Origin of the sequence: Nonomuraea composti, assembly GCF_012034275.1 — a bacterium.
GTDB lineage: Bacteria > Actinomycetota > Actinomycetes > Streptosporangiales > Streptosporangiaceae > Nonomuraea > Nonomuraea composti.
This window is the reverse complement of the sequence record NZ_JAATEP010000014.1, coordinates 142449-155458: the sequence shown is the minus strand read 5'-3', so window position 1 is coordinate 155458 and position 13010 is coordinate 142449. Positions and strand designations below refer to the sequence as shown.

16 protein-coding genes are annotated in these 13010 nt (G+C 71.3%); 7 read left to right on the top strand and 9 right to left on the bottom strand.

All coding sequences use genetic code 11. From position 1 onward, the window contains the following. Nucleotides 1-77: 77 nt before the first annotated feature. Nucleotides 78-443, top strand: coding sequence for a DUF2516 family protein (locus HCN51_RS21385; RefSeq protein ID WP_080043350.1), 366 nt, complete (start codon nt 78-80; stop codon nt 441-443). Nucleotide 444: 1 nt separating this feature from the next. On the opposite strand, the gene HCN51_RS21380 is transcribed toward HCN51_RS21385, so the two are convergent. Then, on the bottom strand, nt 445-1071 hold the full coding sequence (locus HCN51_RS21380; RefSeq protein ID WP_168011285.1) for an SGNH/GDSL hydrolase family protein: 627 nt from the start codon (nt 1069-1071) through the stop codon (nt 445-447). A gap of 40 nt (nt 1072-1111) precedes the next feature. On the opposite strand from HCN51_RS21380, the gene HCN51_RS21375 reads away from it, so the two are divergent. Next, entirely contained in the window at nt 1112-1846 is a 735-nt protein-coding gene (locus HCN51_RS21375) for an alanyl-tRNA editing protein (protein WP_080043351.1), read from the top strand. Nucleotides 1847-1900: 54 nt separating this feature from the next. Here the strand turns inward: HCN51_RS21375 and HCN51_RS21370 are convergent, their stop codons facing one another. After that, nucleotides 1901-2815, bottom strand: a complete 915-nt coding sequence (locus HCN51_RS21370) for a TetR/AcrR family transcriptional regulator C-terminal domain-containing protein (RefSeq protein WP_168011284.1) — start codon at nt 2813-2815, stop codon at nt 1901-1903. Nucleotides 2816-2922: 107 nt separating this feature from the next. Here HCN51_RS21370 and HCN51_RS21365 point away from each other — a divergent pair, with 107 nt between their 5' ends. Together HCN51_RS21365 and HCN51_RS21360 are read left to right on the top strand one after the other, a co-directional pair. Further along, nucleotides 2923-3999 carry an FAD-dependent monooxygenase gene (locus tag HCN51_RS21365; RefSeq protein ID WP_206067383.1) on the top strand — a complete coding sequence of 359 codons (1077 nt, stop codon included), beginning with the start codon at nt 2923-2925 and terminating at the stop codon, nt 3997-3999. Between the two features lie 29 nt (nt 4000-4028). Continuing rightward, nucleotides 4029-5636, top strand: a complete 1608-nt coding sequence (locus tag HCN51_RS21360) for a DUF2207 domain-containing protein (RefSeq protein ID WP_240973081.1) — start codon at nt 4029-4031, stop codon at nt 5634-5636. On the opposite strand, the gene HCN51_RS21355 is transcribed toward HCN51_RS21360, so the two are convergent. After that, a complete protein-coding gene (locus HCN51_RS21355; protein ID WP_168011283.1) occupies nt 5633-6481 on the bottom strand; it encodes a TIGR03619 family F420-dependent LLM class oxidoreductase in 849 nt (282 codons plus the stop codon). The genes HCN51_RS21360 and HCN51_RS21355 overlap by 4 nt on opposite strands. Before the next feature lie 103 nt (nt 6482-6584). Here HCN51_RS21355 and HCN51_RS21350 point away from each other — a divergent pair, with 103 nt between their 5' ends. Then, on the top strand, nt 6585-7022 hold the full coding sequence (locus HCN51_RS21350) for a DNA-binding protein (protein ID WP_168011282.1): 438 nt from the start codon (nt 6585-6587) through the stop codon (nt 7020-7022). 21 nt (nt 7023-7043) lie between these two features. Here the strand turns inward: HCN51_RS21350 and HCN51_RS21345 are convergent, their stop codons facing one another. Then, a complete protein-coding gene (locus tag HCN51_RS21345; protein WP_168011281.1) occupies nt 7044-7952 on the bottom strand; it encodes an asparaginase in 909 nt (302 codons plus the stop codon). A gap of 62 nt (nt 7953-8014) precedes the next feature. Here HCN51_RS21345 and dtd point away from each other — a divergent pair, with 62 nt between their 5' ends. Then, nucleotides 8015-8440, top strand: coding sequence for a D-aminoacyl-tRNA deacylase (dtd, locus tag HCN51_RS21340; RefSeq protein ID WP_168011280.1), 426 nt, complete (start codon nt 8015-8017; stop codon nt 8438-8440). A 659-nt stretch (nt 8441-9099) separates the two neighbouring features. Here dtd and ygfZ read toward each other — a convergent pair. The 4 genes from ygfZ to HCN51_RS21320 all read right to left on the bottom strand — a co-directional run bounded on the left by ygfZ (nt 9100) and on the right by HCN51_RS21320 (nt 11607). After that, entirely contained in the window at nt 9100-10038 is a 939-nt protein-coding gene (ygfZ, locus tag HCN51_RS21335; RefSeq protein ID WP_080043359.1) for a CAF17-like 4Fe-4S cluster assembly/insertion protein YgfZ, read from the bottom strand. Between the two features lie 66 nt (nt 10039-10104). After that, nucleotides 10105-10518: a Fur family transcriptional regulator gene (locus HCN51_RS21330; RefSeq protein ID WP_168011279.1), complete on the bottom strand. Its 414-nt coding sequence runs from the start codon at nt 10516-10518 to the stop codon at nt 10105-10107. A gap of 296 nt (nt 10519-10814) precedes the next feature. Further along, entirely contained in the window at nt 10815-11114 is a 300-nt protein-coding gene (locus tag HCN51_RS21325; RefSeq protein WP_080043361.1) for a DUF2470 domain-containing protein, read from the bottom strand. 4 nt (nt 11115-11118) lie between these two features. After that, nucleotides 11119-11607 (bottom strand): heme-binding beta-barrel domain-containing protein, encoded by a 489-nt coding sequence (locus HCN51_RS21320; protein WP_080043362.1) that lies wholly within the window; start codon nt 11605-11607, stop codon nt 11119-11121. A gap of 62 nt (nt 11608-11669) precedes the next feature. On the opposite strand from HCN51_RS21320, the gene HCN51_RS21315 reads away from it, so the two are divergent. Next, entirely contained in the window at nt 11670-12032 is a 363-nt protein-coding gene (locus HCN51_RS21315; RefSeq protein WP_080047300.1) for a DsrE family protein, read from the top strand. On the opposite strand, the gene HCN51_RS21310 is transcribed toward HCN51_RS21315, so the two are convergent. Beyond that, nucleotides 12026-12820, bottom strand: a complete 795-nt coding sequence (locus HCN51_RS21310; protein ID WP_080043363.1) for an ArsR/SmtB family transcription factor — start codon at nt 12818-12820, stop codon at nt 12026-12028. The genes HCN51_RS21315 and HCN51_RS21310 overlap by 7 nt on opposite strands. Between the last annotated feature and the right edge of the window lie 190 nt (nt 12821-13010).

The window sequence follows — 13010 nt, the reverse complement described above, 5'->3', positions numbered from 1 at the left end:
TTCAGGGGTGCCCGCATGTCGGGGGCGCCTATTAGGCTGAAGCCGATTCCCTAGCGGTGTTGGGCGGAGACGACGACATGAGCATGATCAACGGCCTTTTCAACCTCCTCTTCGTGGTGCTCTCCGTGGCCATCCTCGGCATGTCGATCTACGCGCTGGTGCACGCGCTGCGGGTGCCGCCCAACGCGTTCGTCGCGGCGGGCAAGCTGAAGAAGAACCTGTGGCTGCTGATCCTCGGCCTGGCCACGCTGTTCTCGGCCGGTGGGGCGCTGACCTACCTCCAGGCTTTCATGCTGGTCGGCGGCGGCGCGTTCCTCGGCGTCAACTTCGGGCTGTTCTCGATCGCGGCCGTCATCGCGGCCACGATCTACATCGTCGACGTCAAGCCCGCCGTCAAGGGCATGGGCGGCCGCGGCAACAACGGCCCGTACGGCCCCTGGTAGATCAGCCCAGCCGGGCCGCCAGCCAGGTGGCCAGGCTCCGGTGCCCGGCGAGCGTCGGATGCACGCCGTCGGGCAGGATCGCCTCCTCGGGCCAGCTCACGCGCATGGGGTCGAGGAAGGTCACCTTCCCCGCCCTGGCCGCCTGCGCCACGGCGTCGCGCACCGCGTACGCCTTCTTGGGCGGCTCCTTGAGCCACAGCGGGCCGATCACCACCGTCCTGGTGCGCGGCCAGTGCGCGCGCACCTCGGCCAGCAGGCTCGCGGCCGCCCCGCGCACCTGCTCGGGGCTCCAGCGCCGGTCGTTGTGGCCGCCTGCGATGACGAGCAGGTCGGGGGCCGGGCGCCAGGCCAGCTCCTCCTCGTACGAGCGCTGGAACGTGCGGCCCGCCCGCCCCTCGTTGCAGAAGCCCGTGCCGGCCGCGCCCGCGATGATCGGCTGCCCGCCCAGCAGCCGGGCCGCCTGCGTGGCGTACGACCGCCAGGGCGGCACCGGCCCCGACCCGACGGTGAAGCTGTCGCCCACGAACATCATCACGGGAGCCCGCTCCCTGACGGCCGGCGGCGCTTTCGCCGCGGACGCGCACGAGGGCAGCCCCAGCACCGCGACGACCGCCAGGACGCGTCTCATCAGGCCACGCATGACCACCTCAGGGCACTAGGCTGCCGATATGAGCACCGATCTCCACGGACGTACCCAAAGGTTGGAGCTGTCCGACCAGACCCTGCGCGACTTCGAGGCCGTCGTCCTGGACGCCACGCCGGAGGGGATCGTGCTGAGCAGGTCGGCATTCTATCCAGGCGGGGGCGGCCAGCCGGCCGATCACGGAGTTCTGCTCTGGCAGGGCGTGGAGACGCGCATCGTGGGCGTGCGCAAGGGCGACGACCTGTACCTCATCCCGGCGGAGGGCGACCCGATCCCGCCGGTCGGCACCGTGGTCGAGGGCGCGGTGGCCGACGCGCGGCGCTCGGCCCTCATGCGCACGCACTCGGGCCTGCACGTGCTGTGCGGGGTCGTCTTCCGCGACTACGGCTGCCTGGTCACCGGCGGCAACATGGACGAGCTCAGCGCCCGCATGGACTTCAACCTGCCCGAGGTGCCGCCCGGCTTCAAGGAGGCCGTGGAGGACGCCTGCAACGCCGAGATCGTGGCCGACCGGCGCATCGACGTGAAGGTGCTGCCGCGCTCGGAGGCGTTCGCCATCCCCGACATCATCCGCACGGCCACGAACCTGGTGCCGGAGACCGTCCAGGACGTGCGCATCGTCGACATCGTGGGCCTCGACACGCAGGCCGACGGCGGCACGCACGTGGCCTCGACCAAGCAGATCGGGCGGATCAAGGTCGCCAAGATCGAGAGCAAGGGCCGCGGCTTCCGCCGCCTGCGCATCCAGATTTCCGACTAGACGCTCCGCGCGTCCGGATCTCCGACTGGACGTTCCCCGCGTCCAGATCTCCGACTAGCTGCCGTCGATCAATCCGGTCAGGCCGTCGAGCAGCGACTGCAGGCCGAACGTGAAGAGCCGGTCGAGGTCGAGGTCGAAGTCGCCGCCCAGCTCGCCGATCATCCGGGCGAAGGCGGGGTTGGTGGCCATGATGCGGCTCATGAACTCCTCCTGCCCGCTCAGCCACTCCTCGTCGGTGATGCCGGTGCTCGCCCTGGCGCGCTGCTCCAGCTCGATGTGAGCGGCGATGCCCTGGACGAAGCTGTAGATGAGGATCGTCACGTACATCCGGGTCGTGGCGTCGAGCCCGGTCTCCTGCAGCGCCTCCAGGGCGAGCTCGGAGTGCTGGAGCAGGGCTTCCGAGGGCACCGGCCGGGTCAGCGGCGTCGCCCCGGCCATCCACGGGTGCGCCCGGTAGGCGGCCCACTGCGCCCGCGCCGACGCCTCCAGCCGCGCCCGCCAGCCTTCAGGGCGCCGGGCGGGCAGCGGGAACTCGGCGAACGCCGCGTCCACCATGAGCATGACCAGGTCGTCCTTGCCGCCCACGTGCCGGTAGAGGGACATGGTGGCCGCTCCGAGCCGCCCGGCGACGGCGCGCATCGTCAGCTCTGACAGCCCCTCCGCGTCGGCGATCTCGATGGCCGCGCGGACGATGCGGCGCCGCGTCAGCTCGTGCTCGGGCGACGCGCCTGGCCGGGGTTTGGCCGGGGTGCCGGGCCGCTCGGCCACGACCGTGCCCACGCGCGGCTCGGCCACCACGACGCCCTCGCGGGCCAGCAGCGCCAGCGCCTTGGCGGCGGTGGCCAGGGCGACGTTCCAGTCGCGGGCGAGCTGCCGGGTGGAGGGCACCCGCTCGCCGGGGCGGAGCCGGCCGTCGGCGACGCGCTGCTTGATGTCGGCGGCGATGCGGGCGTGGGGCGGGGCGTCCATGCGTCCTCCTGTACTAGTACAGATTCTCCCACTATACCGTTGTCACCTGCTGTATGTACCACGTACATTCAGTTCTGCGTACAACGTCAACACACACGGGAGACATCATGAAGGTTCTGGTCTCGGGCGCGAGCGTCGGCGGCCCCGTCCTGGCGTACTGGCTGGGCCGGCACGGGTTCGACGTCACGGTGGTCGAGCGGGCGCCGGCGCCCCGCAAGGGCGGGCAGGCGATCGACATCAGAGGCGCCGCGCTGACCGTGGTCGAGCGCATGGGGGTGCTGGAGCAAGTCCGCGCGCTGCGCACCACCATGCGCGGCATGAGCATGGTGGACGGCGACGGCAACGAGATCATGCGCAGCGAGGAGGCCACGCTCAGCGGCGGCCGCTTCGACAGCCCCGACATCGAGATCATGCGGGACGACCTCAACCGCGTCCTCATGGAAGCCACGAACGCCCGCTACGTCTACGGCGACTCGATCGCCACGCTCGGCGACGACGGCGCCGTCACGTTCGAGGGCGGGTGGAGCGAGCGCTACGACTACGTCATCGGCGCCGACGGCCTGCACTCCAACGTGCGCAGGCTCGCCTTCGGCCCCGAGCGGCAGTTCCTGTACCACCTCGGCACCTACGTCTCCATCTACACCGCCGACAACTTCCTCGGCCTCGACCACTGGCAGACCTGGTTCAACGCGGGCGAGGCGGGCGGCGCGCTGTTCAGCGACCGCGACCCGGCCGAGATGCGGGTCAACCTCGGCTTCAGGGCCGGCGTGATCGACTACGACCACCGCGACGTCGAGCAGCAGAAGCGGCTCATCCAGGAGCACTGCTCCGAGGTCTGGCAGGCGCCCAGGCTGCTGGAGGCCATGTGGAAGGCCGACGACTTCTACTTCGACGCCATGGCGCAGGTGAAGATGGAGCACTGGACTAAGGGGCGGGTCGCGCTGGTGGGCGACGCCGGCTACTGCGCCTCGCCGCTGTCCGGGCAGGGCACGAGCCTGGCGCTGGTCGGCGCGTACGTGCTGGCGCAGGAGCTCGGCACCGAGCCGGAGGGCGCCTTCGAGCGGTACGAGCGGCGCATGCGCCCGTTCGTCGAGGCCAACCAGGCGCTCGCGCACGAGAACCCCGGCCAGGGCGCCTCGCCGGAGAGCATCCAGCGTGCGGCGAACAGCATCACACTCACCTGACCAGGTACGAACCGATACGATTTGCCGCCATGGGTATCAGACTCACGATGGCCGCCCTGGCGGCCACCGCTCTGACGTTGGCCGCGACCCCCGCCGCCCTCGCAGCGGAGGCCGGGATGACGGACGAGGTCACGATGACCCTCGGCAAGGACGGCACCCTGCACGTGGTCGAGAAGATCAGCGGGGCGTCGGGTCAGGCCAAGCGCACGTTCATCACGCGGACGCGCTACGACGACGGCAACGACCGCCTCTATCGGATCTCGAACGTCAAGGGCGGCACCCTGTCCGGCGACGTGCTCACCGTGACGGGCCCCACCGTCGAGTACGACGTCAAGGGGGCCGTGACCCCGTCGGGCGGCATCGAGGAGCTGCGCTGGTTCGCCGTGAACGGCTGGAACCAGCCGGTCGCCAAGGCCACGGTCAAGGTGAGCGGCCCCGGGCAGGTCCAGAACCTGTCCTGCTTCGCCGGCGCGCTCACCTCGGCCATCGGCTGCACCTCCGCCTCCATGGACCACGCCGCCACCCAGGCCGACTTCGAGCAGGAGGACATCGCCCCCGACCAGGCCCTCACCGTCATCGTCGGATACCCGAAGGGCTCCACCAGCGGCAAGCCCATCCTCGACAAGCGCTTCTCCCTGTCGGCCGCGTTCACCCTCGACACCGTCACCGGCGGCGCCCTCGCCGGGCTGCTCGTGCTGCTGCTCGGCGGCGTCGGCCTGCTCTACTGGACGCGCGGGCGCGACGCCCGGGTCGCCGGCCACGAGAGCGGCAAGGTCGATCCCGTACAGAACGGGCACTTCAGCCCGCCCGACGGGGTGCGGCCCGGCCAGATCGGCACGCTGGTCGACGAACAGGCCGACGTCATCGACGTCACCGCCACCATCGTCGACCTCGCCGTGCGCGGCTACCTGCGCATCGACGAGCAGCCCAGGCAGACCTACGACGCCCCCGACTGGATGCTCGTCCGGCTGCCGAACGCGCCCGTCAACGCGCTCCTGCCGTACGAGCTGGCGCTCTACCAGGCCATCTTCGACGGGCGGGATGCCGTGCTGCTGTCGCAGCTGTCCGGCTCGTTCGCGGCCCACCTCGGCAAGGTGCGCGACGCGCTCTACGCGGACGTGGTGCGGCAGGGCTGGTTCGCCCGCCGCCCCGACACCGAGCGCACCCGATGGACCACCATCGGCATCGTGCTGGTCGGCGTGGGGCTGCTCGCCACCGTGGGGCTGGCCTGGTTCACCACGTACGGGCTGCTCGGCCTGGCCGTGGTCATCGCGGGCGGCGCGCTGGCCGCCGGCGGCCAGTACATGCCGGCCAAGACCGCCAAGGGGTCGGCGGCGCTCGCGCACACCATGGGGTTCCGCCAGTACCTGTTCTCCGGCGAGCTGGGGGACGTGCCCGAGCAGCACCGGGTCGAGCTGTTCTCCCGCTACCTGCCCTACGCCGTGATCTTCGACGGGGTGGAGCACTGGTCGCGCGTCGTCGCCTCCGTCACGGGCAACGGGCACCAGGCCGACAACCTGTACTGGTACCACGGGCCGGCCGAGTGGGACCTGTCCAAGTTCGCCGGCTCGATGCGCACGTTCACCACGACGACGTCCGGCGCCATCTCCGCCACCCGCCAGTTCCGCTCCCTCTAGAAGAACCGCTTCGCGAACGCCTCCACCTCCGCGCGTTGCTCGTCCGGCTCGACGGACGAGGGGCTGACGACCAGCCGCGTCACCCCGCGCGCGGCCAGCTCCTCGACCCGCCCGGCCGGCATGTCGATCGCCCCGAAGCGGGTGTACTCCAGCGCGTCCGGGTCCCGGCCCGCCCCGGCGGCGGTGGCGCGGGCCAGCTCCCACAGCTCGGCCACCTCCTCCGGCCGCAGCCGGCCGCCGGGGAAGAAGCCGTCGCCGCGCAGGCCCGCCCGGCGCGCCGCCGCCCGGCTCGACCCGCCGACGTGGATCGGCAGCCCCGTGCTCTCGTACGGCTTCGGATAGCTGACCAGGCCCTCCAGCTCGAAGAACTCCCCCGCGTAGCGCACGCCGTCCTCGTCGCCGGCCCAGAGCAGCCGCAGCACGTCGATCGCCTCGTCGGCCCGCCGCCCCCGGGTCGCGAAGTCGACCCCCATCGCCGCCGCCTCTCCCGGCAGAGCGCCGAGACCCACGGTGAGCAGCCGCATCCGGCCCCTGGACAGCACGTCGATGGTGGCCAGCCGCTTGGCCAGCGTCACGGGATGGTGGTAGGGCAGCAGCAGCACGCCGGTGCCGAGCAGGATCCGCTCCGTGCGGGCGGCGACGAACGTCAGGGTGTCGAGGGGGTCGGCGTACGGCAGCGCCGGCGGCAGCTCGAAGGAGCCGACCCGGGCGCCCCGGTAGAGCACGACGTGCTCGGGAACGTACAGCGACTCGAACCCGCACTCCTCGGCCAGCCGCGCGAACGCCACGAGGTGATCGGGGTCGACCCCGTAGTGCGGCGTGCTGTAACTGATGCCGAATCTCATGCCCGCCACGCTAGAACCTTGACGCCGGCGTCAAGCTAGCTTTTGAACGAGTTGTTCAACACGTCCTGTTGACAACAAACCCTTTCTGCACCATCGTGACCACATGCCTTCCGACGCCGACCTCTTCAACCCCCCGCAGCCCGAGCAGGCCAGGGCGCAGCGCGTCTACGCGTCCCTGCACCGCATCGCCGAGCGGCACGCGACCACCGACGAGCAGCGCCGGCGCCAGATCCACCCGTCGGCGCTCGCGCCGCACGAGGCCGTCCGGCTCGTGACGTTCCTCCTCAGCGGGGCCGCGCCGCTCGACGACGGCGAAGCGGCCGTCGACCACGCCGACATCACCGCAGCCCTCACCCTCGTCCCGCTGGTGCGAGGGGAGCTGGACGCGCTCGAGGCCACGCTGCTCCAGCTCGCCCGCGGCCGCGGCATGACCTGGCAGGACATCGCCTTCGGCCTCGGCCTCGGCACCCCCCAGGCCGCCCGGCAACGCTACGAACGCCTCGCCGACCGCGTCCCGGACGACCAGCCACCCGTTTCCTGAAGCACCCCGAGCCGGGCCACCTCAGCGGACCCGCAGCTCACCGACCGGCCGGCCGCCGCCCAGCACCACACCCCTGGCCAGCTCATCCAGCTCGGGCGCGTCCAGGCCCAGCGAGCGCAGCGCCGCCACGGTGACGGGCACGCGGGCGCGCGGGGAGCCGTCCTCGATCTTGACGGTGCCCGCGCGCCCGTCCTCGAACGCGAACGCGTCGAACGCCTCCGCCCCCGCCTTCAGCATCAGCCCCGGCAACGCCCGCATCAGCTTCGCCTCGGGCCGGTCCGTGCCGGAGGTCCACTCCGGGTAGGTGCGCATCGCGTCGAAGATCTTGCGCTCGTACGAGTCCTCCGACGACATCGGGAACGCCCGGAACGCCTTCGTCACCCCCAGCATCGAGACGAAGAACAGCGGCGCCCCGCACCCGTCCACCCCGGAGGCGGCCACCCGCTCGCCGGTCAGCTCCTCCACCGTCTCTCGGATCGCCCGCTGCAGCGGATGCGCCGGCTCCAGGTAGGTGGTCAGCGGCCAGTCGTTCGCCACGCAGGTGGCCAGCATGGCGGCGTGCTTGCCCGAGCAGTTCATGTAGACGCGCCCGCGCTCGGTCACCGCGCGATCGAACGGATAATCCTCCGGGCACAGCAACGCCGACTCGTCCAGCCCCGCGCCCGCCAGGATCTTCCTGACGCCGTCCACGTGAAAGGGCTCGCCGGAGTGCGAGGCACAGGCCAGCGCCAGCAGCTCACCCTCCAGCCGCAGGCCGCTGCGCAGCATGCCGAGCAGTTGCAGCGGCTTCATCGACGACCGTGGCGAGGCCGGCACGTGCACCGCGCCCCTGGTCTCGACCGGGCGGCCGGCCGCGTCCAGGGTCAGCATGCGGGCCTGATGCGTCGACTCCACGAACCCGGACCGGACAACTTCCACAATCATCGACATATCGCTTTCCCCTTTCGACATGAGTGTATGAAGCGTTCGGTCCTGGTCCAGAATGGGATGCCATGCGAGCAGTCGTACAGAGAGTCAGCTCAGCCTCGGTCGAGGTCGACGGGCGCGTGGTCGGCGCCATCACCGAGCCCGGCCTCCTCGTCCTGGTGGGCGTCACCCACACGGACACGCCCGCCGAAGCCGCCAAGCTCGCCGCCAAACTCTGGGGCCTGCGCATCCTGCACGGCGAGAATTCCTGCTCCGACGTGTCGGCCCCGCTCCTGGTCATCAGCCAGTTCACCCTGTACGGCGACGCCCGCAAGGGCCGCCGCCCCACCTGGCAAGCCGCCGCCCCAGGGCCTGTGGCCGAACCGTTGGTGGATGCGGTGGTGGCGGAACTACGGGCGCTGGGGGCCCGGGTGGAGACCGGCGTCTTCGGGGCCGACATGAAGGTCTCACTGGTCAACGACGGCCCGATCACCCTGGTCGTGGACATGTGACGACCCCGCCCCCGCTCCCCACGCCCATCCTGGGCACCGCGCACGTTGCGCCGCCCACCACCGCACACCGACCCGCCGACCCGGCGCCGGTCCACACGAGGCGCCCGCCACGCAGGCCCGAGCACGGGCGCCAGTCGGAGGCGCACGCCGGGCGCACCAGCCGGACATGCACACGCCCAGCGCCCCGGCGCGGATCCCGACGCGCAAGCGGCGCGCCACACGTGCCACGCAAGCCCGGCCAGGGCCGCCTACCACGCCACCCTGGGCACCGCGCACGTTGCGCCGGACACCACCGCACACCGACCCGCCGACCCGGCGCCGGTCCACACGAGGCGCCCGCCACGCAGGCCCGAGCACGGGCGCCAGTCGGAGGCGCACGCCGGGCGCACCAGCCGGACATGCACACGCCCAGCGCCCCGGCGCGGATCCCGACGCGCAAGCGGCGCGCCACACGTGCCACGCAAGCCCGGCCAGGGCCGCCTACCACGCCACCCTGGGCACCGCGCACGTTGCGCCGGACACCACCGCACACCGACCCGCCGACCCGGCGCCGGTTCGCACCAAGCGGCTCAGCATGTGAGCCGGCGCGGGCAGTCCTGCGCGGGCGGGCCGGCGCGAGGGGCCGAGGGGCGGGCGCGGGCCCGGGCGCGGTGGTGGGGTTAGCGGATGCGGCGGCGGAGAGAGGGGTCGATGGTGACGTTGCGGCCGGCGTCCGGGGGGACGATGACCTCCTGGGAGGCCGCTACCCCGCCCGCCAAAAGGGGTGCGTCCACCGGGACCGTGCGTTTGACGACGGCCAGGGCGATGGGGCCCAGCTCGTGGTGGCGGGCGGCCGAGCCGACGACGCCCACCTCCTGGCTTTCGAAGATCACGGGCGCGCCGTGCGCGGGCAGGGTGTCGACGCTGCCGTCCAGGTGCAGGAAGACCAGGCGCCGCGGCGGGTGGCCCAGGTTGTGGACGCGGGCCACCGTCTCCTGGCCGCGGTAGCAGCCCTTGCTGAGGTGTACGGCGGCGCCGATCCAGCCCACCTCGTGCGGGATCGTCTTGTGGTCGGTCTCGAAGCCGAGCCGGGGCCGGTGCGCCTCGATGCGCAGCGCTTCGTACGCCCACAGCCCCGCCAGCGGCTTGCCCAGGTGGTCGGCGAGCTCGGCTCGCGGCACCAGGAAGTCTTCGGTGGCCGTGGACAGGACGGCCAGGTCGTCGGCCCGCGAGACCTCGACCCGCAGCATGAACCGCATGCGGTCGAGGTAGTCGATCAGGCTCTGCGCGGTGCCCGGCTCCACGTGGGCCAGGACGCTCTCGCCGTCGTCGGTGAGCGTGAGGTGGTGCTGGACGCGGCCCTGGAGGTCGAGGTCGAGCGTCTGCGTCCACTCGCCCGGTTTGAGCGTGTCGAGCTTTTGCGAGGTGAGGTCGTTGAGCCATTTCAGGCGGTCCGCGCCGGAGATGCGGATCACCTCGCGGTTGCTGCGGTCGACGACCGCCTCTCCCTTGACCAGTGCGCGCTGCTCGGCGAACAGGTCGCCGTAGTGCGCGGCTACGTCGGAGTCGGGGGCGTCCGCCGGTACGGCGCCCGGGAGGTCGAGCAGAGGGCTACGCATGCCATCCAGGCTATCCGTACCGGCGACGCCCATTGCCCGTCGCACCCGGCTGGGGTGGTGAGGGGGTCAGCGGCAGTTGCGGCAGCGGCCGAAGACCGTGAGGTGGTGGACGTCGGCGACGAAGCCCAGCTCCTCGTCCAGCCCCCTGACCAGCCCCTCCGCCAGCTCGGGCCGCACCTCGAACACCTCGTCGCACCCCCGGCACACCAGGTGCACGTGGTCGGCCTCGGCGGCCAGGTGGTAGGTGGGGGCGCCGTGGCCGAGGTGGGTGTGGGTGACCATGCCGAGCTCTTCGAGCAGCTCCAGCGTGCGGTAGACGGTGGAGATGTTGACGCCGCGGGCGGTCTGGCGGACCTTGACGCAGATCTCCTCGGGCGTGGCGTGCTCCAGCTCCTTGACCGCCTCCAGCACGAGCTGGCGCTGGGGGGTGACCCGGTAGCCCTTGGCGCGGAGTTCCTCATGCCACTGCGTCTCGGTCATGCCTTCGATACTACGGCCGGACGATATTCACTTGCCCGTTTCGCGGCGGAGCGCATAGCTTCTTGGGTACGCGGAAAGGAGGTGGTCCGAATAATGGTTAGTCATAGTCGGGCTAGCGAGGTGGTTGTCCGCTGACGTCGCGGACTGTTGTCTCGTGACGTGACGCGAATACGAGGCAACCACCGGGGCCCCTGGCAGCCGGAGGGCGGGACGTTCGATCCCGACCATGGTCCATCCGGCCCGCCGCATCGGCGGAGTGTTGCCTGGGGCCCTCTTCAATTTCCGGGATGATGTGGTCAGTGCTCGCCGCGGGCCGGGAGGCCCAGCTTGGCGCACGCCTCGCGGTAGAGGCGTACGACGGCCTTGCGCACCTGGGCGCGTTCGGTGAGGGTCTCGCCCCAGGGCACGCGCACCCGCTCGCCCCCGTCGATCGTGAACGTGATGGCTTCGGCGTCGACGTCGCTGGTGAGCGCCGTCTGGGCGTCGGGCCGGCCGCCGAGGGCGCGGACGATGGTCAGCCCGTCGTCGGCGTGGTCGTCGTTCATGTGCCGCTTGATCGCCTCGACGACGTCGGCGGTGAACGGGGCGCCGCTCATCGGGTCAGGCCACCTTCTTCAGCTCGGCCGACATGTGGTCGGTGAGGGGGTGCCCGACGGCGGCCATCTCGTAGGCCCACATGAGGTTGCCGTTGACGAGGCCGTAGAGGCGGTGGCCGGCGGTGTACTCCTTGGCGGAGGCGGTGCGCGCGACCACGTCCGTGCGCAGCTCGATCTTGTGGAAGACGACCTCGCCGATGTAGATCTCGACGATCCCGGTGGGGTGCGACAGCACGACCTCGATCTGCCGGTCGGGCTGGGGCCGCCAGTAGCCGGACTCGGTGGCCAGCGGTTTGACGCGGTTGCCGGCCTCGTCGAGCAGCCAGGTGCGGCTCACGTAGGTCAGGAACGGTTTGCCGTTGTGGCCGAACTCGATCTCCTGGCCGAAGTTGAAGCTCTCGATCGTCGGGTAGCCGCCCACGCCGGCGCCTTCCCACCGCCCGAGCAGGAACGCGATGGGCTCCAGGTCGGGGTGCACCTCAGGTTCTTCCATGGTCCTCAAGCGTAGTGGCGTGGCACGCCCGTACGGGCTCGTGCGGGGCTAGGGTGGCGGACATGGCACGATCACTGGTGATCAAGGTGACCGCGGGAGCCGACGCTCCCGAGCGCTGCAACCAGGCGTTCACGGTCGCGGCCGCCGCGCTCGCGAGCGGTGTATCCGTTTCCCTGTGGCTGACCGGCGAGTCGTCGTGGTTCGCGCTCCCGGGGCGGGCGAAGGAGTTCGCCCTGCCGCACGCCGCTCCGCTGGCCGACCTGCTCGACGCCGTGCTGGCGGCCGGCCGGGTGACGCTCTGCACGCAGTGCGCCGCCCGCCGCAACATCACCGTGGACGACCTCATCGAGGGGGTCCGCATCGCGGGGGCGCCGGCGTTCGTGGAGGAGGTCACGACGGAGGGCGTGCAGGCGCTGGTCTACTGACCGGCAGGCAGGGTCTGGCCCGTTTCCAGCAGGGTCTTGAGGCTGGAGAGGATCTGCGGCCAGCCGCCGCTGATGCCCTTGCGCACGGCGCTGCCGGGCCCGAAGCCGCCGTGCGTGACGGTCAGCTTGACCTGCTCCCCCTGCTGCTCGATGTCGAAGCTGACCGCGGACCTCGGGTCGTTCATGAGGGAGTCGAGCTGGTCGGCGCTGAACCCGGCGACCCGGGCGAACTCCGGCGTGAAGGTGTGCCAGGTGTAGGCCAGGCGCCTGCCGGGCTCCGACTCCAGCACGACCTGCTCGGGGTCCTTCATCGTGACGCCCTGGTACTCCCAGGTCACGGGTGATCCGACGGCCCAGTCGGAGTCGAGCTTGACCCCCCAGTAGCGCTCGGTCCAGGCGGGGTCGGTGAGCGCCTGCCACAGGCGTTCGGGGGTGGTGCGGATGTAGGTGGTGTAGACGAAGTCGGGGTCGTTGGCCATCGGGTGGTCCTCCAGAGCCGTTTTGAGATCCGCCAGGGCGTCGGCGCGCCGGCGGTCGTACCTGTTGATCCAGCGCTCGGCGATGGCGTTGATCGGCACGGCGTTCAGGTAGTGCAGTTTCTCCCGCCCGCGCCGCACGGTGGTGACCAGGTTGGCCTCCTCCAGCACGGCGAGGTGCTTGCTGACCGACTGCCTGGCCATGTCGAGCCCCGCGCACAGCTCGCGCAGGGTCTGGCCGTTGCGCGCGTTCAGGCTGTCGAGCAGCCTGCGGCGGCTGGCGTCCGCCAGCGCCTTGAACACTTCGTCCATCGTCTCGCCATCCCAACATGCAGCCGTTCGGCTGCCTTTTCCAAAATAGGCAGCCAAACGGCTGCATGTCAAACCCCGCTGAACACCGTTCTGAACGCGGCGATCACCGCCAGGCGTGGGAAGAGCGCGACCGAGCCGAGGAACGACCACAGCAACTCGCCCCCGGCCGCGAGAGCAGCCGGGGGCGGAT